24 protein-coding genes and 1 tRNA gene are annotated in these 22,875 nt (G+C 72.5%); 4 read left to right on the forward strand and 21 right to left on the reverse strand.

The genetic code is table 11. The features are described 5' to 3' along the window. Positions 1-4 precede the first annotated feature (4 nt). The 3 genes from lpxK to IAI59_RS08340 form a co-directional block, all read right to left on the reverse strand. Positions 5-994, reverse strand: coding sequence for a tetraacyldisaccharide 4'-kinase (gene lpxK, locus IAI59_RS08330; protein WP_207416627.1), 990 nt, complete (start codon positions 992-994; stop codon positions 5-7). A gap of 96 nt (positions 995-1,090) precedes the next feature. After that, positions 1,091-2,389, reverse strand: coding sequence for a 3-deoxy-D-manno-octulosonic acid transferase (locus tag IAI59_RS08335; RefSeq protein WP_207416626.1), 1,299 nt, complete (start codon positions 2,387-2,389; stop codon positions 1,091-1,093). Continuing rightward, entirely contained in the window at positions 2,386-3,099 is a 714-nt protein-coding gene (locus IAI59_RS08340; RefSeq protein WP_207416625.1) for a lysophospholipid acyltransferase family protein, read from the reverse strand. The genes IAI59_RS08335 and IAI59_RS08340 overlap by 4 nt, the downstream gene beginning before the upstream one ends. Before the next feature lie 358 nt (positions 3,100-3,457). Between IAI59_RS08340 and IAI59_RS08345 the strand changes: the two genes are divergently transcribed. Continuing rightward, the gene (locus IAI59_RS08345; protein WP_207416624.1) at positions 3,458-4,510 is read left to right on the forward strand and encodes an AbrB family transcriptional regulator; all 1,053 of its coding nucleotides are present in this window, start codon (positions 3,458-3,460) and stop codon (positions 4,508-4,510) included. Here IAI59_RS08345 and IAI59_RS08350 read toward each other — a convergent pair. From IAI59_RS08350 to rplU, 13 genes are all read right to left on the reverse strand, one after another. Beyond that, complete coding sequence (locus tag IAI59_RS08350) at positions 4,507-4,731, reverse strand: hypothetical protein (RefSeq protein WP_207416622.1); 225 nt, start codon at positions 4,729-4,731, stop codon at positions 4,507-4,509. The two genes, IAI59_RS08345 and IAI59_RS08350, sit on opposite strands and share 4 nt — an antisense overlap. A gap of 117 nt (positions 4,732-4,848) precedes the next feature. Next, complete coding sequence (locus IAI59_RS08355; protein ID WP_207416620.1) at positions 4,849-5,730, reverse strand: carbohydrate ABC transporter permease; 882 nt, start codon at positions 5,728-5,730, stop codon at positions 4,849-4,851. A 234-nt stretch (positions 5,731-5,964) separates the two neighbouring features. After that, positions 5,965-6,852, reverse strand: coding sequence for a carbohydrate ABC transporter permease (locus IAI59_RS08360; protein WP_207416618.1), 888 nt, complete (start codon positions 6,850-6,852; stop codon positions 5,965-5,967). A gap of 1 nt (position 6,853) precedes the next feature. Continuing rightward, positions 6,854-8,107, reverse strand: coding sequence for an extracellular solute-binding protein (locus tag IAI59_RS08365; protein WP_207416617.1), 1,254 nt, complete (start codon positions 8,105-8,107; stop codon positions 6,854-6,856). 226 nt (positions 8,108-8,333) lie between these two features. Continuing rightward, complete coding sequence (gene fbaA / locus IAI59_RS08370; RefSeq protein WP_207416616.1) at positions 8,334-9,428, reverse strand: class II fructose-bisphosphate aldolase; 1,095 nt, start codon at positions 9,426-9,428, stop codon at positions 8,334-8,336. Between the two features lie 139 nt (positions 9,429-9,567). Beyond that, positions 9,568-10,017, reverse strand: a complete 450-nt coding sequence (locus IAI59_RS08375) for a 23S rRNA (pseudouridine(1915)-N(3))-methyltransferase RlmH (RefSeq protein WP_207417063.1) — start codon at positions 10,015-10,017, stop codon at positions 9,568-9,570. Between the two features lie 14 nt (positions 10,018-10,031). Next, positions 10,032-11,183, reverse strand: coding sequence for a ribosome silencing factor (gene rsfS / locus IAI59_RS23425; protein ID WP_336512468.1), 1,152 nt, complete (start codon positions 11,181-11,183; stop codon positions 10,032-10,034). Next, positions 11,158-11,910 carry a nicotinate-nucleotide adenylyltransferase gene (locus tag IAI59_RS08385; RefSeq protein ID WP_207416615.1) on the reverse strand — a complete coding sequence of 251 codons (753 nt, stop codon included), beginning with the start codon at positions 11,908-11,910 and terminating at the stop codon, positions 11,158-11,160. The genes rsfS and IAI59_RS08385 overlap by 26 nt, the downstream gene beginning before the upstream one ends. A gap of 5 nt (positions 11,911-11,915) precedes the next feature. After that, entirely contained in the window at positions 11,916-13,181 is a 1,266-nt protein-coding gene (locus tag IAI59_RS08390; RefSeq protein WP_207416614.1) for a glutamate-5-semialdehyde dehydrogenase, read from the reverse strand. Next, positions 13,178-14,308, reverse strand: coding sequence for a glutamate 5-kinase (gene proB, locus IAI59_RS08395; protein WP_207416613.1), 1,131 nt, complete (start codon positions 14,306-14,308; stop codon positions 13,178-13,180). The genes IAI59_RS08390 and proB overlap by 4 nt, the downstream gene beginning before the upstream one ends. Then, positions 14,305-15,318, reverse strand: coding sequence for a GTPase ObgE (gene obgE / locus IAI59_RS08400; RefSeq protein WP_207416612.1), 1,014 nt, complete (start codon positions 15,316-15,318; stop codon positions 14,305-14,307). The genes proB and obgE overlap by 4 nt, the downstream gene beginning before the upstream one ends. A 96-nt stretch (positions 15,319-15,414) precedes the next feature. Continuing rightward, a complete protein-coding gene (gene rpmA, locus IAI59_RS08405) occupies positions 15,415-15,684 on the reverse strand; it encodes a 50S ribosomal protein L27 (RefSeq protein ID WP_207416611.1) in 270 nt (89 codons plus the stop codon). 15 nt (positions 15,685-15,699) lie between these two features. Then, on the reverse strand, positions 15,700-16,017 hold the full coding sequence (gene rplU / locus IAI59_RS08410) for a 50S ribosomal protein L21 (RefSeq protein WP_207416610.1): 318 nt from the start codon (positions 16,015-16,017) through the stop codon (positions 15,700-15,702). Between the two features lie 235 nt (positions 16,018-16,252). Between rplU and IAI59_RS08415 the strand changes: the two genes are divergently transcribed. Beyond that, positions 16,253-16,342 (forward strand) — tRNA-Ser (locus IAI59_RS08415). A 55-nt stretch (positions 16,343-16,397) separates the two neighbouring features. On the opposite strand, the gene IAI59_RS23340 is transcribed toward IAI59_RS08415, so the two are convergent. Beyond that, the gene (locus IAI59_RS23340; protein WP_207443848.1) at positions 16,398-17,741 is read right to left on the reverse strand and encodes a globin-coupled sensor protein; all 1,344 of its coding nucleotides are present in this window, start codon (positions 17,739-17,741) and stop codon (positions 16,398-16,400) included. Between the two features lie 176 nt (positions 17,742-17,917). Between IAI59_RS23340 and IAI59_RS08425 the strand changes: the two genes are divergently transcribed. Further along, complete coding sequence (locus IAI59_RS08425; RefSeq protein ID WP_207416102.1) at positions 17,918-18,223, forward strand: hypothetical protein; 306 nt, start codon at positions 17,918-17,920, stop codon at positions 18,221-18,223. Here the strand turns inward: IAI59_RS08425 and IAI59_RS08430 are convergent. The 4 genes from IAI59_RS08430 to IAI59_RS08445 form a co-directional block, all read right to left on the reverse strand. Further along, positions 18,220-18,573 carry a winged helix-turn-helix domain-containing protein gene (locus IAI59_RS08430; protein ID WP_207416103.1) on the reverse strand — a complete coding sequence of 118 codons (354 nt, stop codon included), beginning with the start codon at positions 18,571-18,573 and terminating at the stop codon, positions 18,220-18,222. The genes IAI59_RS08425 and IAI59_RS08430 overlap by 4 nt on opposite strands. Next, positions 18,570-19,658, reverse strand: a complete 1,089-nt coding sequence (gene modC, locus IAI59_RS08435) for a molybdenum ABC transporter ATP-binding protein (protein WP_207416104.1) — start codon at positions 19,656-19,658, stop codon at positions 18,570-18,572. Before modC ends, IAI59_RS08430 begins: the two co-directional genes overlap by 4 nt. Beyond that, positions 19,658-20,362, reverse strand: a complete 705-nt coding sequence (modB, locus tag IAI59_RS08440) for a molybdate ABC transporter permease subunit (protein ID WP_207416105.1) — start codon at positions 20,360-20,362, stop codon at positions 19,658-19,660. The genes modC and modB overlap by 1 nt, the downstream gene beginning before the upstream one ends. 65 nt (positions 20,363-20,427) lie before the next feature. Then, the gene (locus IAI59_RS08445) at positions 20,428-21,417 is read right to left on the reverse strand and encodes a 2-hydroxyacid dehydrogenase (protein ID WP_207416106.1); all 990 of its coding nucleotides are present in this window, start codon (positions 21,415-21,417) and stop codon (positions 20,428-20,430) included. 333 nt (positions 21,418-21,750) lie between these two features. Here IAI59_RS08445 and ada point away from each other — a divergent pair, with 333 nt between their 5' ends. Beyond that, positions 21,751-22,827 (forward strand): bifunctional DNA-binding transcriptional regulator/O6-methylguanine-DNA methyltransferase Ada, encoded by a 1,077-nt coding sequence (gene ada, locus IAI59_RS08450; protein ID WP_207416107.1) that lies wholly within the window; start codon positions 21,751-21,753, stop codon positions 22,825-22,827. Positions 22,828-22,875: the final 48 nt, after the last annotated feature.

A 22,875-nucleotide genomic window follows, 5' to 3' on the forward strand; every position in this document is an offset into this window, starting at 1 on the left:
TCTTTCACGCCGGAACCGGCACCCGCTGCGCCAGCGGGTCCAGCAGGGCCTCGATCGCCAGCGGGTCGTCCCACTTCAGCCGGATGGTCAGCACCTTCACGCGTGAGCGGAAGGCGGGCGGGATGCGCACGAAATCCTTGGCGGTGGTGATGGGCGTGGCGCGCAGGCGGTCGGCCTCCGCCAGCAGTTCGCGCAGGTCGCCGGAGTCGAAGGGGTAATGGTCGGCATAGGGCATGCGCCCGGCCACCACGGCGCCGACCTCCTGCAAAGAGTTGAAGAACTTCCGCGGATTGGCGATGCCGCAAAAGGCGAAGACCGGTTGCCCGGCCAGCAGCTCCGCTTCCGGCCCCGGCACCAGCCGGGCGCGCAGCACGGGCAGCCCGGGCGGCAGCTGCGCCAGGGCGCCGCTCTCGTCCTCGCCGATCAGCACGGCGGCGCGGGTGCGGCTGGCGGCGGCCTGCACCGGCTCGCGCAGCGGCCCGGCGGGGATGATGCGGCCGTTGCCGAAGCCGTAGTTGCCGTCCACCACCAGCAGGGACAGGTCCTTGTTCAGGCCCGGGTTCTGCAACCCGTCATCCATGATCAGGGCCTGCGCCCCGTTGGCCATGGCGGCCTGGCCGCCGGCGGCGCGGTCGCCCGCCACCCAGGTGGGGCGGGTGCCGGCCAGCAGCAGCGCCTCGTCGCCCACGGCCTTGCTGTCGTGGCGCTCGATGTCCACCCGCACGGGGCCCTTCAGGCTGCCGCCATAGCCGCGCGTCAGGAAATGCGCGGCCACGCCGCGATGCGCCAGGCGCTGGCCGATATCCAGCGAAACGGTGGTCTTGCCCGCGCCGCCGGCGGTGGCGTTGCCGCAGCAGATCACGGGAATGGGCAGTTGCAGACCAGGGCGTGCCACGCGCCGCGCGGTGGCGGCGCCGTAGAGGGCGGCCAGGGGGGACAGGAGCAGGGGCGCGATTCCCCCGCCGTCCCCGCTCCAGAAGTCGGGGGCACGCATGAACCCGGAACCAGTCCTTCTCGTCATGAGCCGTCCTGCCTGGAACGGGCAGGAACGGATGCTCGCCAAAACAACGGCCAGAAGCCGGAAAGGCCTCTAAGCCACCGGCGGAGTGCCGGGGACGGGGGGCAACAAGCCCAGCAGCGCCTCTGCCAGATGGTCTGGCAGATGGGCGGCATTGTCGGCGACGGTGGCCGCCGCGCGGGCCATGCCGGAGCCGCGTTGGGGATTCGTTAGCACGTCGGCGACCGTTTCGGCCAGCGTTGCCGCATCGGCCACCCGGCGGGCGCCGCCGGCGGCCAGCAGGTCGTCCGCCACCTCGCGGAAATGCTCGGTGTGCGGGCCCAGCAGCACGGGGCAGCCGAGGCGCGCGGGCTCCAGGGGATTGTGCCCACCCTTGGGCACCAGCGACGCACCCACCAGTGCCACGCCGCACAGCCGGAACAGCAGCCCCAGCTCGCCCAGCGTGTCCGCCACGTAGACGGCCGTGTCGGGGCCGGGATCCTCGCCGGCGGCGCGGCGGGCGGTGGGCAGGGGCGCGGCCAGGGCGGCCACCGCCGGGCCACGCTGCGGGTGACGCGGGGCGATCACGGTGAGCAGGCCCGGCAGGCGCGACGCCAGAAGGCGGTGCGCATCCAGCACCACCTCGTCCTCGCCCGGGTGGGTGGAGGCGGCGAGCCAGGCCGGGCGGCCGCCGATCAGCCCCCGCAGCCGCGCCAGCTCCGCATCGTCCACCGGCAGCGGCTCCGCGGCGGCCTTCAGATTGCCCCAGCACACCGCCTCCCGGGCCCCCAGCCCGCGCAGCCGCGCGGCATCGTCCTCGCTTTGGGCGACCACCAGCGCGAAGCAGCGCAGCAGCCGCCGCGCCAGCCCCGGCGCCCAGCGCGACCAGACACGGGCCGAGCCGGGCGAGATGCGGGCATTGACCATGGCGGCGGGAATGCCGCGGGCGGCCAGCGCCGCGATGCGGTTGGGCCAGATCTCGCTTTCCGCGATGGCCACGGCGTCGGGGCGCCAGCCGTCCAGAAAGCGCGCCACCCAGCCAGGCACGTCCATGGGCGCGAAGCGGTGCGACACGTGCGGCACCAGCGCGGCGGGCAGCCGGCGCCGCAGCATGTCGGCCGAGGACACGGTGCCGGTGGTCACCAGCAGATGCAGCTCCGGCCGCCGCGCCACCAGCGCCGCCATCAGCGGCAACAACGACAGCGTTTCGCCGACGCTGGCGGCGTGCAGCCACAGCAGCGGGCCCGGCGGACGGGCGGCGCCGAAGCCCTGCCGTTCGCGCAGCCGGGCGGCATCCTCCTTGCCGCGCGCGGCGCGGCGGCGGAGCAGCCATGGCAGCAGGGGGGCCGCCGCCACGCCCGCCAGCCGCGCCGCCCACAGCGACACCGTCATACGCGGCGGCTCGTCACCCCGGCATCGGTGCCGGCGATCCAGGAATCGGCCAGGCGGCAGGCTTCGTTCAGCGCGGTGGTGATGATCTCGGCCCCCGCATGGGAGTCCTTGGCGTCCACCCGCACCGGCTCGCCGCAGACCAGCACGCCGCGGGTGAAGGGCAGGGGCAGCATCATGCGGTCCCAGCTCGGCAGCAGCTTGTGGCGGCGCGTGGAGGCCGCCGTCGGCAGCACCGCGATGCGCGACAGGCCGGCGATCTGGGCCGCGCCCTCGTTGGACACGCGGCGCGGGCCGCGCGGCCCGTCCGGCGTGATGGCCACGGGGCTGCCTTCGCGCAGCACCTTCAGCATCGCCCGCATGGCGGCCGCCCCGCCGCGCGAGGTGGAGCCGTGGATCATTACCAGCCGGAAGCGCGACACGATGTCGCCGATGAAGCGCCCGTCGCGGTGCTGCGACACCAGCACATGCGGCACCCAGTGCGCCGTTTCCGGATACTGGGCGTGCACCACTGTCCAGAGCATCGGCATCATCGGCAGCCGTTCGTGCCAGAAGGCGACGATCAGCGGCTCGCCGCGCCGGGCATGCGGCAGGATGTTGGCCTCGCCCACCAGCGTCCATCGCGTGGTGCGATAGCAGAAGCCGAGGTAGCGGCCGATCAGCCCCGCCAGAAAGGACTGGGTGGTGGGGTGGCGGATCAGGGAACGGAACATGCGCGGGCCATCATGACGGTGCGCGCCTAGCACGGCTTCGCGCCACCGCGAAACTCGGCGCTGGCGCGGCGCTGTGGCGCGCTTAACGCCCCGGCAACGTTTGTGTCGCAGAACGGGTCCCGATCTCCGCACCAGGGACCCGTTCGCATGGATGCCACCGCCCCCCGCCCACGCCGTGAAAGCCGCCTGTTGCGCACCCTGCGCCAGTGGCTGCGGCAGCGCCGCTACCGCCCCGAGCGGCATTACATGCGCGGCTGAGCTGCCGCCCAGCCGGCTGCGCGCTGCACAGCACCATTGTGCTGCGCTGCACACCCATTAGTCTAGCCGGCGATGCCTTTGCACACCGCCCGCCTGCCCGATGCCGCCTGACCGCCGCCGGCTGCTGTCCTACCCCATCTGTTACCTGCTGGCCGGCGCGGGAGGGGCCTTGTTCTTCTGGCTGCAAACGCCGCTGCCCTGGCTGCTGGGGGCGCTGGTCTTCGCTGCCGGCGGGCGGCTGTCCGGCCTGCCGGTGGCGGCCAGCCGCACTGCCCGCAACGGCGGCCTGCTGGTGGTGGGCTGCGCGCTGGGATTGTTCTTCACGCCCGGCGCCAGCGAGCACATCGCCCGCCACGCGCTGCTGGTGCTGGCCACCGCGCTGCTGACCCTGCTGCTCGGCGTCGCGCTGTCGCCCTTGCTGGGGCGGCTGGCGCGCCTGGACAAGGCCAGCGCCCTGTTCGGCTCGATTCCCGGCGGCGTCGCGGAGATGAGCCTGATCGGCGAGGGCTATGGCGCCCGCCCCACCGCCGTCGCCATCGCGCAGCTGCTGCGGGTGGTGGGCGTGGTGATCATGGTGCCGACCAGCTTCGCGCTGTTCGGCATCCATGGCACGGGCGGCGGCGCTGTCACGGCGGCGATGCGGGACTTCGTGCCGCTGGGCTTCGCCGCGCTGCTGGCGGCGGGCGCGCTGCTGGGCTGGGGCATGGCGCGCATCGGGGTGCGCAATTCCTGGCTGCTGGGCGGGCTGCTGTTCAGCGCCGGCATCACCGCCATGGGATACGAGGTCACCGGCGTGCCGCTGGCGCTGACCGCCGGCGCGCAGGTGCTGCTGGGCGCGCAGCTCGGCGTGCAGTTCGAGCGCGCGGCGCTGCTCGGCAGCGGCCGGCTGCTGGTGGGCTCCATCCTGCACGTGGTGCTGCTGACCGCCATCTGCACGGCGCTGGGCCTCGGCCTCGGCCATGCCTTCGGGCTGGACCCGGCGAGCATGGTGCTGGCCACCGCGCCCGGCGGCATGTCTGAGATGTCGATCACCGCCAAGACGCTGCTGCTGGACGTGCCGGTGGTGGTGGCCTTCCACCTGGTGCGGATCTTCCTGACGGCGGTGCTGGTGCAGCCGGGCAGCGTGCTGCTGCGGCGGATCGGCTGGCTTTAGCGCATATGTGCGCGGGGCGGCTGATGGCTGAAGCGGGTATCATCTTCCGGGTTGTAGCGCTCGGGGTCGAATGCCCCGCCTTGCCCGAGGCCGCCGCCGCTGGCGCTGGCCAGCGCGGCCACGACCAGCCCTGTCACAACGACGCCGATCGTCTTCCACCGATCCTCGCCGCATGCCGCGAGCGTGAGGGCCAGGGTCATCACAAGCAGACGATGCATCATGAACAGGTTCCGCCGCCTTTCGTTCCGATCCCGATCGGATTGCTGCAAGATGGCAATTCCGGGGCTGATTTGAAGCGTCAGCGTGGCAGGATGCATCGCGACCTAGTCGATGCGGCCTCAGCCCGTCAGCCCCGACGACACCGCCCCGCGCAGGTAGAAGCGCTGCAGCACCAGGAACAGCAGCAGCACCGGCGCGGTGGACACCACGATCGCCGCCTGTTGCAGCCCCTGCTGCGCCACGTCGTCGAATGCGCCGCGCAGCAGGTAGATGCCGACCGGGACCGTCTGCAAGTCGGGTGAGGCGCGCGTCACCGTCATGGTCCAGATGATCTCGTTCCACTGGTAGATGAAGATGAACATTCCCAGCGTCACCAGCGCCGGCGTCACCAGCGGCACGACGATGCGCAGCAGGATGCGAAGTTCGGAAGCGCCGTCGATCCGCGCGGCATCCAGCAATTCATCTGGCACCGCCAGCATGAACTGCCGCATCAGGAAGATGCCGTACCACGACACCGCGAAGGGCAGGATCAGCGCCAGGTAGCTGTCGAGAAAGCCGGTGCCGCCCTGGCCCAGCACGTCGTTGCCGCCGGCCAGCGGCCAGAAGCGGATGACCAGGAAGATCGGCACCACCAGCAGAAAGAACGGCAGGATCTGCGCCGCCAGCACCAGCCGGATCAGAAGAGCCTTGCCGCGAAACCGGTACTTGGCCAGCGCGAACCCCGCCATGGTGCTGGTGACAAGCTGGATGGCGGTGATGCACAGCGTGACGACGGCCGAATTGAACAGCCAGCGCAGCATCGGCAACTCGGAAAATACGCGGGCGAAGTTGTGCCAGGACGGATCGCGCGGCCAATACACCAGCGGCCGCGACAGCAACTCGGCCGGCGTGCGCAGCGCGCCGATGGCCATGTCGAGAAACGGCAACAGCATCGCCACGGCGCCGAGGGTGAGGAGCGTGTAGCGGATGATCGCGGCGGCGGGCGTGGACCTGCGGCGCATCAGCGGGTGGAAAACGGCCGGGGACAGAATTCCCCGGACCCCCTCTTCTTCTTGCCTGTCCGCGAGCCGGGCATGGGAGCGCGCCAAAGGTCCGCGACTTCCGGCGATTGCGGGTTCAGACCATGCGGCCCGGTGGAAACACCATGGGCACTTCCCCGCCACCCTGCGCCAACTGGCGGAAAAAGGATGGGGGTCCGGGAGAACGCTTTCCCCTGGCCCCGCTTCAGCACCATCTCAATCAGCATCCACGCCACCTTCCCGCAGCAGCCGCAACTGGATCAGCGTCAGCACCAGGATCAGCGCGAAGAGCACCAGCGCGGCGGCCGAGGCACGGCCCATCCGCAGGTGCTCGAAGGCCATCTGGTAGAAATACAGCGCCGTCACGTTGGTGCTGCCTTCGGGTCCGCCATTGGTCAGCAGCAGGATCAGCGCGAAGGAGCCGAGGCCGCTGATCAGGCTGGTGACGCTGGTGAACAACAGCGTCGGCCGCAGCATCGGCAGGGTGATGGACCACAGCATCCGCCACGGCCCGGCGCCATCGATCTCGGCGGCCTCGTATAGGCGCTCGTCGATCTCCTCCAGCCCGGCGGAAAACAGCAGGATGTTGTGGCCGAGGCTCGCCCAGGTGGCGATGGCGACAACGGACAGCATGGCGGTGGCGGGCGAGCCCAGCCAGTCCGGCCCACCGAGCCCGAGCAGCCCCAGCAGCCGGTTCAGGATGCCGTCCGCCGGGTCCAGCACGAACTGCCAGGCATAGGCGATGGCCACCGCGTTTGTGACCATCGGCAGCCAGTAGATGACCCGCCAGAACGCCTTGCCATGGCTGGCCGCGATGGCCCAGGCGATGCCCAGCGCCAGCGGGATGCCGAGCAGCGCGGTGCCGATGGCGAAGACAAAGGTGTTGAGCAGCGTGCGGTAGAAGACCGGGTCGGTGCCCAGCAGGTAGGCGTAGTTGGCCAGCCCCACCCAGCGTGGGGGCGACAGGAGGTTCCAGGAGGTAAAGGACAGCACCAGCGCGATCAGGCCCGGCAACAGAAAGAACACCACGCCCGGCAGCAGCGCGGGGGCCAGAAACAGCCAGGGCGTCAGGCGCCGGTTCCAGGCGGCGGCGCCGCGCCTCACATCAGCGGTCCTCGGCCAGCAGGGGGGCGAGGTCGCGCTCCGCCTGGCGCAGGGCATCGGCCGGAGACAGCGACCCGCCCCAGGCCTTTTCGATGGCCCGCCGCAGCGCCTGCTGCACCTCGCTCATGCGCTGCAGGTTGGGCAGGGCGATGGCGCGGCCGGCGGAGATGGCCTCCACGTAGGGGCGGGTGAAGCCGTCATCCAGCTCGCCGGCGGAGGCCGCGATGTCCGCCTTGCTGCCGGTCAGCCCGCCCATGCGCAGCAACATCTCGCCAACGCAGGAACGGCCGCCCCCGCGGGGCGTGTTCAGCCATTGCAACAGGGCCCAGGCGGCTTCCCTGTTGCGGCTGCGGGCATCGACGCCCCAGAAGAAGGCGTATTGGAAGGTGCGCCAGTCCGGGCCATCGGCGGGAATGGGGGCGACGCCCACCGTGTCCGCGAAGCGCTCGCCAAAGCCCTGGCGCAGCGTGTCCTTGAACCAGTTGGCGATGATGGCCATGCCCACCGTGCCGCTGGGGAAGTCGCGCACCTGCACGGAATTGGCGGTGCTGCCGTCGGCGTAGAGCTGCGCCATGCCGGTCATCACCGCCAGCGCTTCGGGCGTGTCCAGCCCGCTGGCCTCGGGCTTCAGCGGCGTCACGCCGCGCGCGGCCAACAGCGCCAGAAAGGGATGCGCCGCGTTGGCCACGGTGGGGCCGAAGGCGTAGCCGGCGGTGGTGATGTTGTTCTGCGCATTGCGCCTGGTGACCTTGGCGGCAATGGCGCGCAACTCGGCCCAGCTGCGGGGCGGCGCGTCGAAGCCGGCCTCGCGCAGCAGCTGCTTGTTGTAGACCAGCATGTAGGTGCTGATCTCGGCCGGGATGCCCCACACCTTGCCCTGCGCCCGCACGCCATCCACCGTGCTGGGCACGTAGCCGTCACGGATGAAGTCCAGCACCGCGCGCGGCGGCTCGGCCAGCAACCCGGCCTCGGTCATCTGCCCGGACCAGATGGAATACACGTTGTAGATGTCGGGCGAGGTGCCGGCGATGCGCGAGGTCATCACCGTTTGCAGGAAGTCGGCGATGGCCGATTGCTGGTAGACGATGCGAGTGCCCGGGTTCAGCCGCTCGTATTCACGGAAGCAGGCGTCCAGCGGCCGCATCTGCTCGGCGGTGTAATGGGCGGCGATGGTCAGCGTGCGCTGCTGCGCGGCGGCCGGGGCCACGAAAGCCAGCAGGGCGGCGAGCCCCCCGGCCAGAACCGATTTCCGCATCGCGCCTTCCCCCTGCTGTCACTGGCAATGCCCAGGCGGGCCATACGATGGGGAAGAAGCAAGGTCAGGGGAATGCATTCCCCTGCACCCCCCCCCTGCTTTTTCTCGCCAGACTTCCGTATCAGCCGTGGTGCCGAAGCGCCCTGGCTGAGGCGTGGCGCAGTCGTGCTTGAGAAGAAGATGGAGGTCTGGGGGAATTCCTTCCCCCAGCCTGTCCTCCGCCGGCTCAGCCCGCCAGCGTGCGCCCGGCCGAGCCGAGATCCGCGAAGGCCTCGTCCAGGCGCTTGACGATGCCCTTCTCGCCGGTACGCAGCCACTTGCGCGGATCGTAGAGCTTCTTGGTCGGCTTGCCGTTGGAGGGGTCGATCTGGTGCTTGAAGGCGACCGCGTTGGCCTCGACATAGGCGCCGACCGGCTCGGAAAAGGCGAACTGCGTGTCCGTGTCGATGTTCATCTTGAACACGCCATAGGACACGGCCTCGGTGATCTTCGCCTTCTCGGAGCCCGAGCCGCCGTGGAACACCAGCGCCATCGGCTTGTCGCCGCCGCCGAACTTGGCGGCAACGGCTTCCTGCGAGGCCTTCAGGATTTCCGGGCGCAGCTTGACGTTGCCGGGGGCGTAGACGCCGTGCACGTTGCCGAAGGAGGCCGCCATGGTGACGTGGCCGATCGGCGACAGCACTTCCCAGGCCTGCAGCACGTCCTCGGGCTGGGTGTAGAGGTGGGCGCTGTCGGCGCTTTCCTCCAGGTCGTGGCCGACGCCGTCTTCCTCGCCACCGGTCACGCCCAGCTCGATCTCCAGGCTCATGCCCAGCGGCGCCATGCGCTCCAGCACCGTCTTGCATTCGGCGATGTTGACGTCGAGCGGCTCGGCCGACAGGTCGATCATGTGGGAGGAGAACAGGGGCTGCCCGGTTTCCTGCTTGAACTTCTCGCCGTGGTCGATCATCGCGTTGACCCAGGGCAGCAGGCTGCGGTCGGCGTGGTCGGTGTGCAGCACCACGCAGATGCCATAGGCGGCGGCGACGGTGTGGACATGCTTGGCGGCGGAGACGGCGCCCAGCACGCGGGCGGCCGCGGCATCGGGGCAGCCCTCGCCGGCGAAGAAGCGCGCGCCGCCGTTGGACAGCTGGATGATGACGTCGGACTTGTTCTTGGCCGCGGCTTCCAGCACCGCGTTGATGCTGTTGGTGCCGACGACGTTGACGGCCGGCAGGGCGTAGCCGCCGTCGCGGCAGGCTTCCAGCAGGGTCAGGTAATCCTGGCCCGTGACGACGCCGGGCTTCAGCTTGGCGCGGGTCTGGTTCGGCATGTCGTTCATGGTGTCGTTTCCCAGCGAAGGAGGGCGGTTCTTGCCGCGGCAATATACGGCATCGGGCACGGGAGGGCACCCGGGACGGCGATGCTCCTGGCCGGGAAACGTGGTGAAATTCCGGCGACGGCCACGCGGGCCGGCGCCGCTAGGGCCGCCAGGCCCGGTGATACGGATGCCCGGAGCGGATCGCCTGCGCCCTGTAGAGCTGTTCCGCCAGCATCCCGCGCACCAGGAAGTGCGGCCAGGTCATCCGCCCCATGGAAAAGCGGAACTCGGCCCGCGCCAGCACGGCGGGGTCCAGCCCTTCCGCGCCGCCGATCAAAAAGGCGACCGCGCGGCCGCTTTCCTCCCACCGCGCCACCAGCGCCGCCAGCTCCTCGCTGTCCGGAGTGGCGCCGCCGAGGTCCATGGCGACAGCCAGCGCGCCATCCGGCAGGGCGGCCAGCAGCGCCGCACCTTCCCGCCGGCGGATCTCGGCCGCCGAGCCCCGGGCCTCCGGGATCTCCTTCACCGCGAGCGGCGGGCGGAGGCGGGCGTTGTGCTGCGCGAACAACGCCGCCTCCGGCCCTGGCTTCAGCCGGCCGACGGCCAGCAGCAGCGGCGCCCGGCTCAGTTGGCGTCCTCGTCGCCGGGGGCGATGTTCTCGTCCTCGATGTGGATGCCGTCGTCGCTGAGGTCGATCACGTCGTCCTCGAACTCGCCGGACAGGTCCTCGTCATCCGACTGCTCCGGCTCGTCGTCGAAGTCGGAAGCGACGGGGGCGGCGATCGGCGCGTCCTCGTCCAGCGGGCCATCGGTCGGGCTGTCGGGGCCCCACATCTTTTCCAGCCGGTAGTTGGCGCGCGCCTCCGGCCGGAACAGGTGGATCAGCAGGTCGCCGGCATCCAGCAAAACCCAGTCCGGCGAGGCCTCGGTGCGGATGCGCTTGGAGCCGAGCTCATAAAGCGCCTTCTCCACCTTGGCGGCCATGGCGTTGATCTGCCGCTCCACCAGGCCGGTGGCGATGATCATGCGGTCGGCGAAAGAGGCGCGGGTCGCCACGTCCAGCACCTGGATGTCCTCGGCCTTGTCATCCTCCAGGCTGGCCACGGCGGCGGCCACCAAGCGGTCGATCTCGGGCGGCGACAGCTTCTGGCGCGGCACCTTGCCCTTGGCCTTCTTCAGCTTGGCGGGCTTCGCGGCCTCCATGTTCTCCGTCCGCGCGGCACGGCTCTCGGCGGCGGAACGCGCGCGCGCGGCGGCCTCGGCCTGCGCCTTGGGCATGGTGGCCGCGGTCTGCTTGGCGGCCGCGCGGGCCACGGCACTGGGGCGGGCGGTGGCGGCGCGGGCCGGCTTGCTGGCGCGGGCGGGCTTGGCGGGGCCGTCCTCGCGCGGGGTGCGCACGGCGCTGCCGGCGCGGGTTGGCCGGGCCGAGGCCTTGCCGGTGGTCGCCTTGGCCGCGGGCTTGGCGCGGGTAGTGGCCGGCTTGCTGCCGGGGGCGGCCTTGCGCGGCGCCTTGTCGGCGGTGCGGGACGGGGTGGAACGCGGGGTGATGGCGCGCGCCTCGGGCTTCTTGCGCGCCGGCGCCTCCGCCTTGGCGGCGGCCGCGGCCCGCGCGGCGCGCGGCACGCCCGGCTCGGCGGCGGCCGCGCGGGCAGGGCGGGCGGCGGCGGCGGGCTTGGCGGTGCGCAGCGTCGCGGCCTTGCCCGGCACGCGGGGGGTGGCGGCGGCCGGCTTGCGGCGTGGTGCGTCGCCGTCAGGGGTCTTGGGGGTGCGGGCCATTCGGGCGTCCTTCGGGATCTTCGTGCGGGGCGTCGTGCAACTGTGCAGCGGTGTATGGCGCGGGTGGGCGGTGCCTCGCCAGCACCGATTCCCCTGCGTGGTCAATGCGCCGCCGCTCATGGCCGTTGCCGGCGCGGATGGCGGTGGCGCTGGCCGGATGCTCGCGCGCCGGGATCAGCGCCCAGGCCGGCAGGTCGTCCGGCGGGCGGGCCAGCAGCGCGCCGGGGTGGTGGCGGGCGTGGCGCAGCCGGTGGGCGGCGGCGCCGTGCAGCGCGCGGCGCGTCCAGTTCGGGCGGGGCAGCACGGCCACGGGGGTGTGCGACACCAGCTCGCGCCAGCGGCGCCAGCGCGGCAACTGCCACAGGTTGTCCGCCCCGATGATCCACACAAAGCGCGCGCAGGGAAAGCGCCGTGCCAGCTTGCGCAGGGTCATGGCGCTGTAGCGCTCGCCCAGCGCCGCCTCGATGCCGGTGGCCAGGATGCGCGGCGGCTGCGCCATGCGGCGGGCCGACGCCAGCCGCTCGGCAAAGGGTGCCATGCCGTTCTTCGGCTTCAACGGATTGCCGGGGCTGACCAACAGCCACACCTGGTCCAGACGCAGGGCGCGCAGCGCCATGCGGGCCACGTGCCGGTGGCCTTCATGTGCCGGGTTGAAGCTGCCGCCCAGCAGGCCGATGCGCAGGCGGCGCCGGTCCCCGTGGGGGCCGGGTTCGAAAGGCGGGCGCAAGCCGGCTAGGGCCGGGTCTGGCCGGTGCCGAGCACCTGGTAGCGATAGGTGCAAAGCTGCTCCAGCCCCACCGGGCCGCGCGCATGCATGCGGCCGGTGGCGATGCCGATCTCGGCGCCGAAGCCGAACTCGCCGCCGTCGCAGAACTGCGTGGGCGCGTTCCACAGCGAAACGGCCGAGGTGGTCTCGTCCAGAAAGCGCCGCGCCACGGCGGCATCTTCCGTCACGATGGATTCGGCGAACTCGGTGCCGAAGCGCCGGATATGCGCCAGCGCACCCTCCACGCCATCCACCACCGCGACGCTGAGCACGGCATCGAGCCATTCCGTGCCGAAGTCGGCCTCCGTCGCGGCCGGCAGCTCGGGCAGGATGGCGCGGGCGCGGGCATCGGCACGGAAGTCGCAGCCCAGCGCCCGCAGGTCGGTGACCAGCAGGGGCAGCAGGGCAGGGGCGATGGCGGCATCCACCAGCAGCGTTTCGGTGGCGCCGCAGATGCCGGTGCGGCGCATCTTGCCGTTGGCCACCACGGCGCGCGCCATGGCCGGGTCGGCCGCGCCATCCACGTAGACGTGGTTCAGCCCCTCGGCATGCGCCAGCACGGGCACGCGCGCTTCGCGCATCACCCGCGTCACCAGCCCCTTGCCGCCGCGCGGGATGATCAGATCGATCTGCCCCGAGGCCGCCAGCATGGCCCCCACAAAGCCGCGGTCCTGGGTGGGGGCGGTCTGCACCGCCGCTTCCGGCAGCCCGGCCTCCCGCAGGCCCTGCGCCATGCAGGCGCGGATGGCGGCGGAGGAGCGCGCGCTTTCGCTGCCGCCGCGCAGCAGCACGGCCGAGCCCGCCTTGAGGCACAGCGCGCCGGCATCGGCGGTGACGTTGGGGCGGCTCTCGTAGATCATGCCGATGACGCCGAGCGGCTGCGCCACGCGGCGGATCACCAGCCCGTTGGGCCGGGTCCATTCGGCCAGCACGCGGCCCACCGGGTCCGGCAGGGCCGCCACCTGCTCCAGCCCCTGGGCCATGCTTTCCACGCGGGCGGGGTTCAGGGTCAGCCGGTCGCGAAAGGCGGGGGCGAGGTCGGGGTGGGCCGCGAGGTCGGCGGCATTGGCGGCCAGCAGCGCGTCCTGCCCGGCGCGCAGCGCGGCGGCGGCGGCGCGGAGCGCGGCGTCCTTGGCCTCGGCCGGGGCCCGGGCGAGCAGCGTGGCCGCGGCGCGCGCGGCTTCGGCGACCGCCTGCAACTGCCGGGCGATGGGGTCGGCGATGGCGTTCAATGGCCCGTCCTTTCCAGCAGCACCAGATCGTCGCGGTGGACGATCTCGTCCCGCCCGCGCCAGCCCAGGATGGTTTCGATCTCGTCGGAGCGGCGGCCGGCGATCTGCCGCGCGGCCTCCGAATCATAGGCGGACAGGCCGCGCGCCAGCTCCTGCCCCGCTTCGTCGCGCACCGCCACCGGGTCGCCGCGGCCGAAGCTGCCCTCGACGCCGCGGACGCCGGCGGGCAGCAGCGAGCGCCCCTGGCGCAGGGCGCCGGCCGCGCCCGCATCGACCCGCAGCACGCCGAGCGGCGCGAGGCTGCCGGCGATCCAGCGCTTGCGGGCCGTGCGGCCTTCCGGCGTAGGCAGGAACCAGGTGCAGCGGGCGCCGTCGCGCAGCGCCGCCAGCGGGTGCATCGGCTCGCCCAGCGCGATCGCCATGGCGGTGCCGGCACCGGTCGCGATGCGCGCCGCGATCAGCTTGGTGCGCATGCCGCCGGAGGAATAGCCGGGCGGCGGCTCGCCCCCCATGGCCATGATCTCGTCCGACAGCCGCTCGACCACCGGCAGGTGCTGGGCCTCGGGGTCGCGGCGCGGGTCGGCGGTGTAGAGGCCATCGATGTCGGACAGCAGCACCAAGACGTCGGCCTGGATCATCTCCGCCACGCGCGCGGCGAGGCGATCGTTGTCGCCGAAGCGGATCTCGGCCGTGGCGACGGTGTCGTTCTCGTTGATCACCGGCACGCAGCCGAGGTCCAGCAACGTGCCCAGCGTGGCGCGGGCATTCAGGTAGCGGCGGCGGTCCTCGCTGTCTTCCAGCGTCAGCAACAGCTGCGCGGCATTCAGCCCGTGCGCGGACAGCGCGGCCTGCCACGCGCCGGCGAGCCGGATCTGCCCCACGGCGGCGGCGGCCTGCTTTTCCTCCAGCCGCAGCTTGCGCTTGGTCAGGCCCAGCGAGCGGCGCGCCAGCGAAATGGCGCCGGACGACACCACCACCACCTCGGCGCCGCCCGCCCGCAGTGCCGCGACATCGGCGGCCACCGAGGCCAGCCATGCCTCGCGCGGTGCCGCCGTATCCGGGTCCACCACCAGGGCGGAGCCGATCTTCACGACGACGCGGCGGGCGGTGGCGAGCGACGGGGTCATGCGCCCGCGGTTTCCTCGCGGTGGCGGTACACGCTGTCCGCCAGCTCGCGCAGCGTGTCGGGCACGCCCTCGCCGGTGACGCCGCTGATCAGCCGCACGGGGCGGCCGATGGCGCGCTCCAGCGCCTTGACGCGGCTGGAGCGCGCCTGCGGCGTCATGGCGTCGGTCTTGTTCAGCGCCACGATCTCGCGCTTGTCCACCAGCCCGCCGCCGTATTCCTCCAGCTCCGCCCGCACGGTGTGGTAGGCGGCGACCGGGTCCGGCTGGCTGCCGTCGATCAGGTGCAGAAGCACCGCGCAGCGCTCCACGTGGCCGAGAAAGCGGGTGCCGAGCCCGGCACCATCCGCCGCGCCCTCGATCAGCCCGGGAATGTCGGCCAGCACGAACTCCTCGGTGGCGTTCAGCCGCACGACGCCGAGCTGCGGGTTCAGCGTGGTGAAGGGGTAGTCGGCGATCTTGGGCCTAGCTGCGGAGGCAGCGGCCAGAAAGGTGGACTTGCCGGCGTTGGGCAGGCCCAGCAGCCCGGCATCGGCGATCAGCTTCAGGCGCAGCCACACCCAGCGCTCCTCGCCCGGCCAGCCCTTGTCGGCGCGGCGGGGGGCACGGTTGGTGCTGGTCTTAAAATGCGCGTTGCCGTGGCCGCCGTCGCCGCCCGTGCAGATGGTGGCGCGCTGCCCGGCCTCGGTCAGGTCGGCCAGCACGGTTTCCTTGTCTTCCGCCAGGATGACGGTGCCGACAGGCACCTTCAGGATCACGTCGTCCGAGCCCGCGCCGGTGCGGTCCGAGCCCGCGCCATTGCCGCCCTTGCGGGACTTGAAGTGCTGCGCGTAGCGGTAGTCGATCAGGGTGTTCAGCCCCTCCACCGCTTCCGCGATCACGTTGCCGCCCTTGCCGCCGTTGCCGCCGTCCGGGCCGCCGTATTCGATGAACCGTTCGCGGCGAAAGGCGATCACGCCGTCGCCGCCGTCGCCGGCCTTCACCCAGATCTTGGCTTCGTCGAGGAACTTCATGGTCTGGGCTGGTCCGGAAAAGGGCTGGAACGCAAAAACGGGAGCCTCGCGGCCCCCGTTTGCGTCAGTCGTGTCGAACTGGTCGCGGGCGCGAGGTTACTCGGCGGCCTGCGGCAGCGGCTCGACGGAAACGTGTACGCGGCCTTCGGCGCGGCGGGTGAACTTCACCTTGCCCTCGATCGCGGCGTGGATGGAGTGGGTGCGGCCGCACAGCACGTTGTTGCCCGGGACCATCTTGGTGCCGCGCTGCGTCACGATGATGTTGCCGGCCAGCACATGCTCGCCACCGAACTTCTTGACGCCGAGGCGCTTGCCGGCGGAGTCGCGGCCGTTGCGGGAAGAGCCGCCTGCCTTCTTATGTGCCATGGGGAGTGTCTCCTATCAGGCCGCGTTGATAGCGGAGATGCGCAGGACGGTCTGTTCCTGGCGGTGGCCGTTCTTGCGGCGGCTGTTCTGGCGGCGGCGCTTCTTGAAGATGATGATCTTCGCGCCGCGGTTCTGCTCGACCACGGTGGCGGTGACGGTGGCGCCGGCGATGGTGGGGGCGCCCAGCGTCAGGCCGGCGTCGCCGCCGATGGCGAGCACGTCCTGGAAGGTCACGGTCGCGCCGGCTTCGGCTTCCAGACGCTCAACGGTGAGCACCGCGTCGGGGGTGACGCGGTACTGCTTGCCGCCGGTACGGATCACTGCGTAGGTCATGGTTCGCCCTGAAGCTGTAGCCTGGCCGGCCAGAGAAGAATATGAAATCCAAACGGCCGGACAACGGCCGCCGGCGGAACGCGGGTCCCGCCGGAGAGGAGGGGCGTATAACGCTGCGCACGCGCCAGAGTCAACGTTGCCGCACCGATTCCTCGCCCCGGCGGCGCGCCGCCCCATTGCATGACGCGCGGCGCGCCCTTATACCGCCCGCCACCTGACGACCCAGGGACCCCACGGAGAGGTGGCAGAGTGGTCGATCGCGTCGGTCTCGAAAACCGAAGTAGGTGCAAGCCTACCGTGGGTTCGAATCCCACCCTCTCCGCCATGGTCCACGGCGCAAGGCTCGCTGGAAACGGCGCCGCCGCCGGCCCGGGCCGCGCCTAGGCGGCGCGCACCTGCCGCAGGAAGTCCCGCACCGACCCCGACAGTTCCTGCACCTGGCCGTTCAGCGCGCGCGTTTCCTGGTCCACCTCGCCGGTCATGCGATGGCTTGTTGCGGCGGTGTCGCGCAGCCCTTCCATCTGCTGGTCCACCACCCGGTTGCCGTCCGCCGCGCCCTGCACGCTGCGCGAGATCTCCGCCGTGGCACTGCCCTGCTGCTCCACCGCGGCGGCGATGGCCGTGGCGATGTCGCCCATCTCGCCCACCGTGGTGCTGATGCTGCGGATCGCCTGCACCGCGCCCTGGGTGGCGGATTGCATCTGCTCGATCTGCTGGCGGATGTCGTCCGTGGCGCGGGATGTTTGGCTGGCCAGCCCCTTGACCTCGCTGGCCACCACCGCGAAGCCCTTGCCGCTGTCGCCCGCCCGCGCCGCCTCGATCGTGGCGTTCAGAGCCAGCAGGTTGGTTTGCCCCGCGATGTCGCCGATCAGCCGCACCACGTCGCCGATCCGCCCGGCGGCATCCGACAGCGTTTGCACCACCTGGTCCGTTTCGGCGGCGCTGCGCACGGCGCGGCTGGCGATGTCGGCCGACTGCGTCACCTGGCGCGTGATCTCGCGGATGGAGGCGGTCAGCTCCTCTGTCGCGGCGGCGACGGTGTTGATGTTCTCGCTGGCTTCGCGCGCGGCGCCGGCCGCGGTGCCCATCCGCTCGCTGGCCAGGGCAGCGGTTTCGCCCATGCCGTGCACGCTGGTGGCCAGGTGCTGGGTGGATGCCGTGACACCGTCGATCACGCCGTTCACGCCGGTTTCGAACCGCTGCGCGAAGCCGTGCATCAGGGCCCGGCGCGCGTCCTGCTCGGCCACCGCATAGGTTTCCAGCAGCACTTCCAGGTCCAGCCACGCGGCGGCGGACAGTGCCGCGGTCATGGCGGCATGCCTCCGCTGCTGCTGGCCGCGCCTCCAGCCCCAGCTTCCGGCCGGTGCCAGCCGCGCGACCACGGCGGCGGACACGGTGCGGTGGCACAGGGTCACGGCATAGGCCGGCGCGCCGTGCCGGTACAGCGCCTCGGCCAGGGCCTGCGCGGATGCGTAGAAGCCGTCGCCGAGCTCGCCGCAGATGACGCGCTCCCAATGCGCCAGGCGCGGGCCGTGCACCGCCGGCTGCTCCAAGGCGTGGCGGATTTCCGGCCAGGGGTCGAAGGCCTGGTGCAGCTGTTCCAGCAGCGCCGGCAGCGCTTGGCGGGCGAAGCCGGCGTTGCTTTGCAGCAGCCGGATGCTGTCCGGCGTCAGGCCGAAGGCGTGCAGCCGGCGGCGGTGGGCACTGTCCGACGTGTCGATCATGTGGGGTGTCTCCTGGTGGCCGGATTGATGCGCGCCAGGCCCTAACCAATTGTGAATCTGCTTGACAAATTCCGACAACTTTCCGTGTGGCTGCCCGTCCGGCCGCTGCCTCGTCGGCCGTGCATCCGCTGCACCGCGCCGCCCGTAGCATTCCCGCAAGCGGGCAGGAGACGAGCATGCGGAACGACAAGGCGCAGTGGCCTACCTCCGGGTTGCTGCGGGAGCTGAGCGCGATCGAGCAGGTCTTTGCCGACGGCAACCGCGCGGTGCGTTTGAGCGCGCTGTGCTGGATGGCCGCGGTGGTCGCCTCGCTGCCCCCGGGCAGCGGCCAGGACGCGGCGGAGGACCGGCTGTCGGCGCTGATCGCCGAGGCGGCGCTGGAGCCGCAGGCCTTGCGCGACGTGCTGGCGTTCCGCCGCCAGGGCATGCTTGCCACGCCCTGGCCCACGACGCCGACGCTGCGGCGCGGCAGGGCGGCCTAGGGCATCAGGCGGCGCAGCGCGTCCAACTCGGGGGCCGCCGCGGCGCCGGCCGCCCGCTCCACCGCGCGATAATGGCGGATCACCGCCTCACCGGCCGGCGTCAACCGCGCGCCGCCGCCGCCGGCACCGCCCGCCGCCGTTTCCACCACCGGCGCTGCAAGCCCGGCGTTGAGCGTTTCCACCAGCTCCCACGCCCGGCGGTACGACATGCGCAGCGACCGCCCGGCGGCCGAGATGGAGCCGCGCGCCGCGATCTCTTCCAGCAGCCGCACCTTGCCGGGGCCGATCCGCAACCCGCCGGGCAGGTCGATGCGCAGGCTCAGCACCGCGCCGGGGGGCGGCTGGCTCATGCGCCGGGCCCGCGCGGCGCCAGCGCCACTGACTTGACCAGCGCCCACAGCGGCTGGCCCGGCCGCAGCGACAGGCGGTGCGCGGAATCCAGCGTCACGCGCGCCAGCAGCAGGCTGGGGCCGGCGCGCAGCCGCAGCATCGCCTCGCCGGCGGCGCCCGGCTCCAGCGCTTCCAGCACCACCGGCAGGACGTTCTGCACGGACAAGCCGCGCGGCTCCTCGGTGGCCACCGCGACATCGCGCGCCCGCAGCCGCAGCCGCTGCGTGCTGCCGACCGGCGCGGGCGCCAGCGGCACCGATAGCGTGCCGCCGGGAAAGCCCAGCCGGGTGAGCTGCCGCGCCGGGTCGTGCGCCAGCACCGTGCAGGGCAGCAGCGCGCCGGCATCCCGCCGCCCGGCCAGCATGGGCAGGTCGGTGCGCGCGGCCAGCGCCTCCACCGCGCCGCTGGCCAGCACGCGGCCACCGGCCAGCAGCACCAGCGAATCGGCCAGCTGGTCCACCTCCTCCAGCGCGTGGGTGACGTAGAGCAGGGGGATGGACAGTTCCTGCCGCAGGCGTGCCAGAAAGGGCAGCACCTCGGCCTTGCGCGGTGCGTCCAGCGCCGCCAGCGGCTCGTCCATCAGCAGCATGGCGGGGCGCGACAACAGCGCGCGGCCCAACGCCACGCGCTGCTTCTCGCCGCCCGACAGCGCCGCCGGGCGGCGGGCCAGCAGGGCCTCGATGCCGAGCAGCGATACCACCTCGTCGAAGCCTGGGCCGGTGGTGCCGCGCGGCGCGCGGCGCAGCCCGTAGCGCAGGTTGCCGGAAACGGACAGGTGGGGGAACAGCCGCGCATCCTGGAACACCATGCCGCAGCGGCGGCGCTCGGCCGGCACCATGCGGCGGCCGCCATGGTCGAACAGCACGGCATCGCCCAGCGCGATGCGCCCGGCATCCGGCCGCAGCAACCCGGCCACGGCCGCCAGGATGGTGGACTTGCCGCAGCCGGAAGGGCCGAACAGCGCCGTGACGCCGGCTGCCGGCGCGCGAAAGCCGACATCCAGCGAAAAGCCCGGCCAGTCGTGCCGCAGCGCGACCTCCAGCATCAGGCGGGCGCCCGGCCGAGCATGGCCTGCATGCGCCGCCCGGCGGCATCGGCCAGCAACAGGCCACACAGCGCCAGCACCAGCGACACGCCGGCCAGCTTGGCCGCCGTCGCCTCGCCGCCCGGCGTTTGCGTCGCGCTGTAGATGGCCAGCGGCAGGGTCTGCGTGGCGCCGGGGATGTTGGAGGCGAAGGTGATCACGGCACCGAACTCGCCAAGCCCGGCGGCAAAGGCGGTGATGGCGCCGGACAGGATGCCTGGCGCGATCAGCGGCAGGGTGACGGTGAAAAAGCGGTCCAGCGGCCCGGCGCCCAGCGTGCGGGCGGCCGCTTCCAGCCCCGGGTCCACCGCGTCCAGGCTCAGCCGCACGGCGCGCACGATCAGGGGAAAGGACATCACGGCGGTGGCCAGCGCCGCGCCGCCGGTGGTGAACACCAGCCGCACCCCGAACCATTCGTTCAGCAGCGCGCCCACCGGCCCGCGCAGCCCGAAGGTCACCAGCAGCAGCCAGCCCACCACCACGGGCGGCATGACCAGCGGCAGGTGCACCAGCGCGTCCAGCGCCGCGCGGCCGGGAAAGCGGCCGCGCGCCAGCAGCCAGGCCGCCGCCACCGCCGGCGGCAGGCCGAACAGCACGGACCGCAGCGCCACCGACAGGCTGAGCCGCACCGCCTGCCATTCCTCGGGCGTCAGCCAGTCGAACAAGGGGCGGTTCCGTGCGCTGTTCCCTGCCGGCTATATCGATGCCGGGCAGGGGGCACAAGCGGGCCTCAGGGCGCCGCCACCGGGTGCAGCGGCGCGCCCGTGACTTCAAAGGCGGTGATGTTGGCCATGGTGGTTTCCGCGATGGCGGTCATCGCCTCGGCCGTGAAGAAGCCCTGGTGCCCGGTGACCAGCACGTTGGGAAAGGTCAGCAGCCGGGCCATCACGTCGTCGCGCATCACGCTGTCCGAGCGGTCCTCGAAGAACAGCCCGGCTTCCTCCTCGTAGACGTCGAGGCCCAGATGGCCGAGCCGGCCGGATTTCAGGGCCGCGATCACCGCCGGCGTGTCGATCATGGCGCCGCGGCTGGTGTTGACCAGCATGGCGCCCGGCCGCATCCGCGCCAGCGCCGCGGCGTCGATCAGGTGGTGCGTGGCCGGCGTCAGCGGGCAGTGCAGGCTGACGATGGAGGCTTCCGCCAGCAGGTCCGGCAAGGGGCAATACCGCACGCCTTGCGCCTGCAGCGCCGGGTCGGGGAAGGGGTCGTGCGCCAGCACGGTGCAGCCGAAGCCCAGCAGGATGTGCGCCGCGGCGGCGCCGATCTGCCCGGTGCCGACCAGCCCCGCGACGCGGCCGTGCAGGTTGAAGCCCAGCAGGCCGTCCAGCGCGAAGTTGCCTTCCCGCACCCGCGCATAGGCGCGGTGGATGTTGCGGTTGAGCGCCAGGATCAGCGCCACCGCGTGCTCGGCCACCGCTTGCGGCGAATAGGCCGGCACGCGCGCCACCGCGATGCCGTGCCGCTTCGCCGCCGCCAGGTCCACATTGTTGAAGCCCGCCGAGCGCAGCGCCACCAGCCGCACGCCCAGCCCGGCGAACACCTCCAGCACCGCGGCATCCACCGTGTCGTTGACAAAGGCGCAGACCGCGCCGGCGCCCCGGGCCAGCGGCGCGGTATCGGCCGACAGCCGCGCTTCCAGCCAGACCAGGTGGTGCGGCCCCGCCGCCTGCGCCAGAAAGCGGCGGTCGTAGGAGCGGGTGCTGAAGACGGCGACTTCCATGGGTGGCTTTCTCGGCTATGGCGCGATCATGCCCCGGCCAGCCGCGCCCAGCCAGCCGCACCGGGCCAGCCGCGCCGCCGGGTGGCGCGGCCGCCGCGCCGTGGCTAGCGTGGCCCGGTTCCGCCACGCGCCCGACCCGGCGTTCCCACCCTCGAACCGATCGCGAGCCACCGGCATGAGCAGCTTCCGGGATCAAGCGCGGCGAGCGCACCGGCATCCCCCGGGCGGGCGGCCCCACCGTGCCCGCGCCCATCCGCCCGCCGCCGCGGTGGTACGCGATTGCCGGAGAGCCGGCGGAGTGCGGCGGCGGCGCGAAAGCCGCAGGATGGCCCCATGAACCAGATCCGCCGCACCGCATCCGAACTCGCCGCCGCCATTCTGGCGGACCCGCGCTGGGCGCGCCTGCTGGCACGCGACGCGGGCGGGGACGGGGCCTTGTATTCGGTCAGCAGCACCGGCGTGTATTGCCGGCTGAGCTGCGGCGCCCGGCGGCCGCGCCCGGAGCATGTGCGCTTCCACGCCACCGCCGCCGAGGCCGAGGCCGCCGGCTTTCGCGCCTGCCTGCGCTGCCGCCCCGCCGGCCTGCCGGCCGTGGCGCAACAGTCGGCGCTGGTGGCCGAGGCCTGCCGGCGGATCGAGGCGGCTTCGCCGCCGCCCGAGGCCGCGGCGCTGGCCGCCGGGCTGGGCGTAAGCGTGTCTCACCTGCACCGCGTGTTCCGCGCCGTGACCGGGCTGACGCCGCGGGCCTACGCGGCCGCCCTGCGCGCGCGCCGGCTGCGCGACGCGCTGGCAGGCAGCTCCAGCGTCACGGATGCGATCTACGAGGCGGGATACGGCTCCTCCGGCCGGTTCTACGAGGCGGCGAACGCGACGCTGGGCATGACCCCCACCGCCTGGCGGGCAGGCGGGGCGGGCGAGGAGATCCGCTTCGCCCTGGGATCCTGCGCGCTGGGCGAGATCCTGGTGGCGCAAAGCACCCGTGGCCTGTGCGCCATTCTGCTGGGCGACGACGCCGAGGCCCTGCTGGCCGAGCTGCAGGAGCGCTTTCCCCGCGCCGTGCTGCTGGGCGGCGATGCCGGGTTCGAGCAGATGGTGGCGCGGGTGGTGGGCTTCGTGGAAGCGCCGGCCACCGGCCTGGACCTGCCGCTGGACATCCGCGGCACCGCCTTCCAGGCGCGGGTGTGGCAGGCGCTGCGCGACATCCCGCCCGGCCAGACGGCGAGCTACGCGGAGGTGGCGCTGCGGCTCGGCCAGCCCGGCGCGGCGCGCGCCGTGGCCGCCGCCTGCGCCGCCAACGCGCTGGCCGTGGCCATTCCCTGCCACCGCGTGGTGCGCGGCGACGGCGCCCTGGCCGGGTTTCGCTGGGGCATCGCCCGCAAGCGGAGCCTGCTGGAGCGCGAAGCCGGCTGAGGCGGTGTCCCGCCCGCCGCTCCTGTTCTAGAACGGCGGTCCAGAACA

Source organism: Roseomonas haemaphysalidis (assembly GCF_017355405.1).
Classification (GTDB): domain Bacteria; phylum Pseudomonadota; class Alphaproteobacteria; order Acetobacterales; family Acetobacteraceae; genus Pseudoroseomonas; species Pseudoroseomonas haemaphysalidis.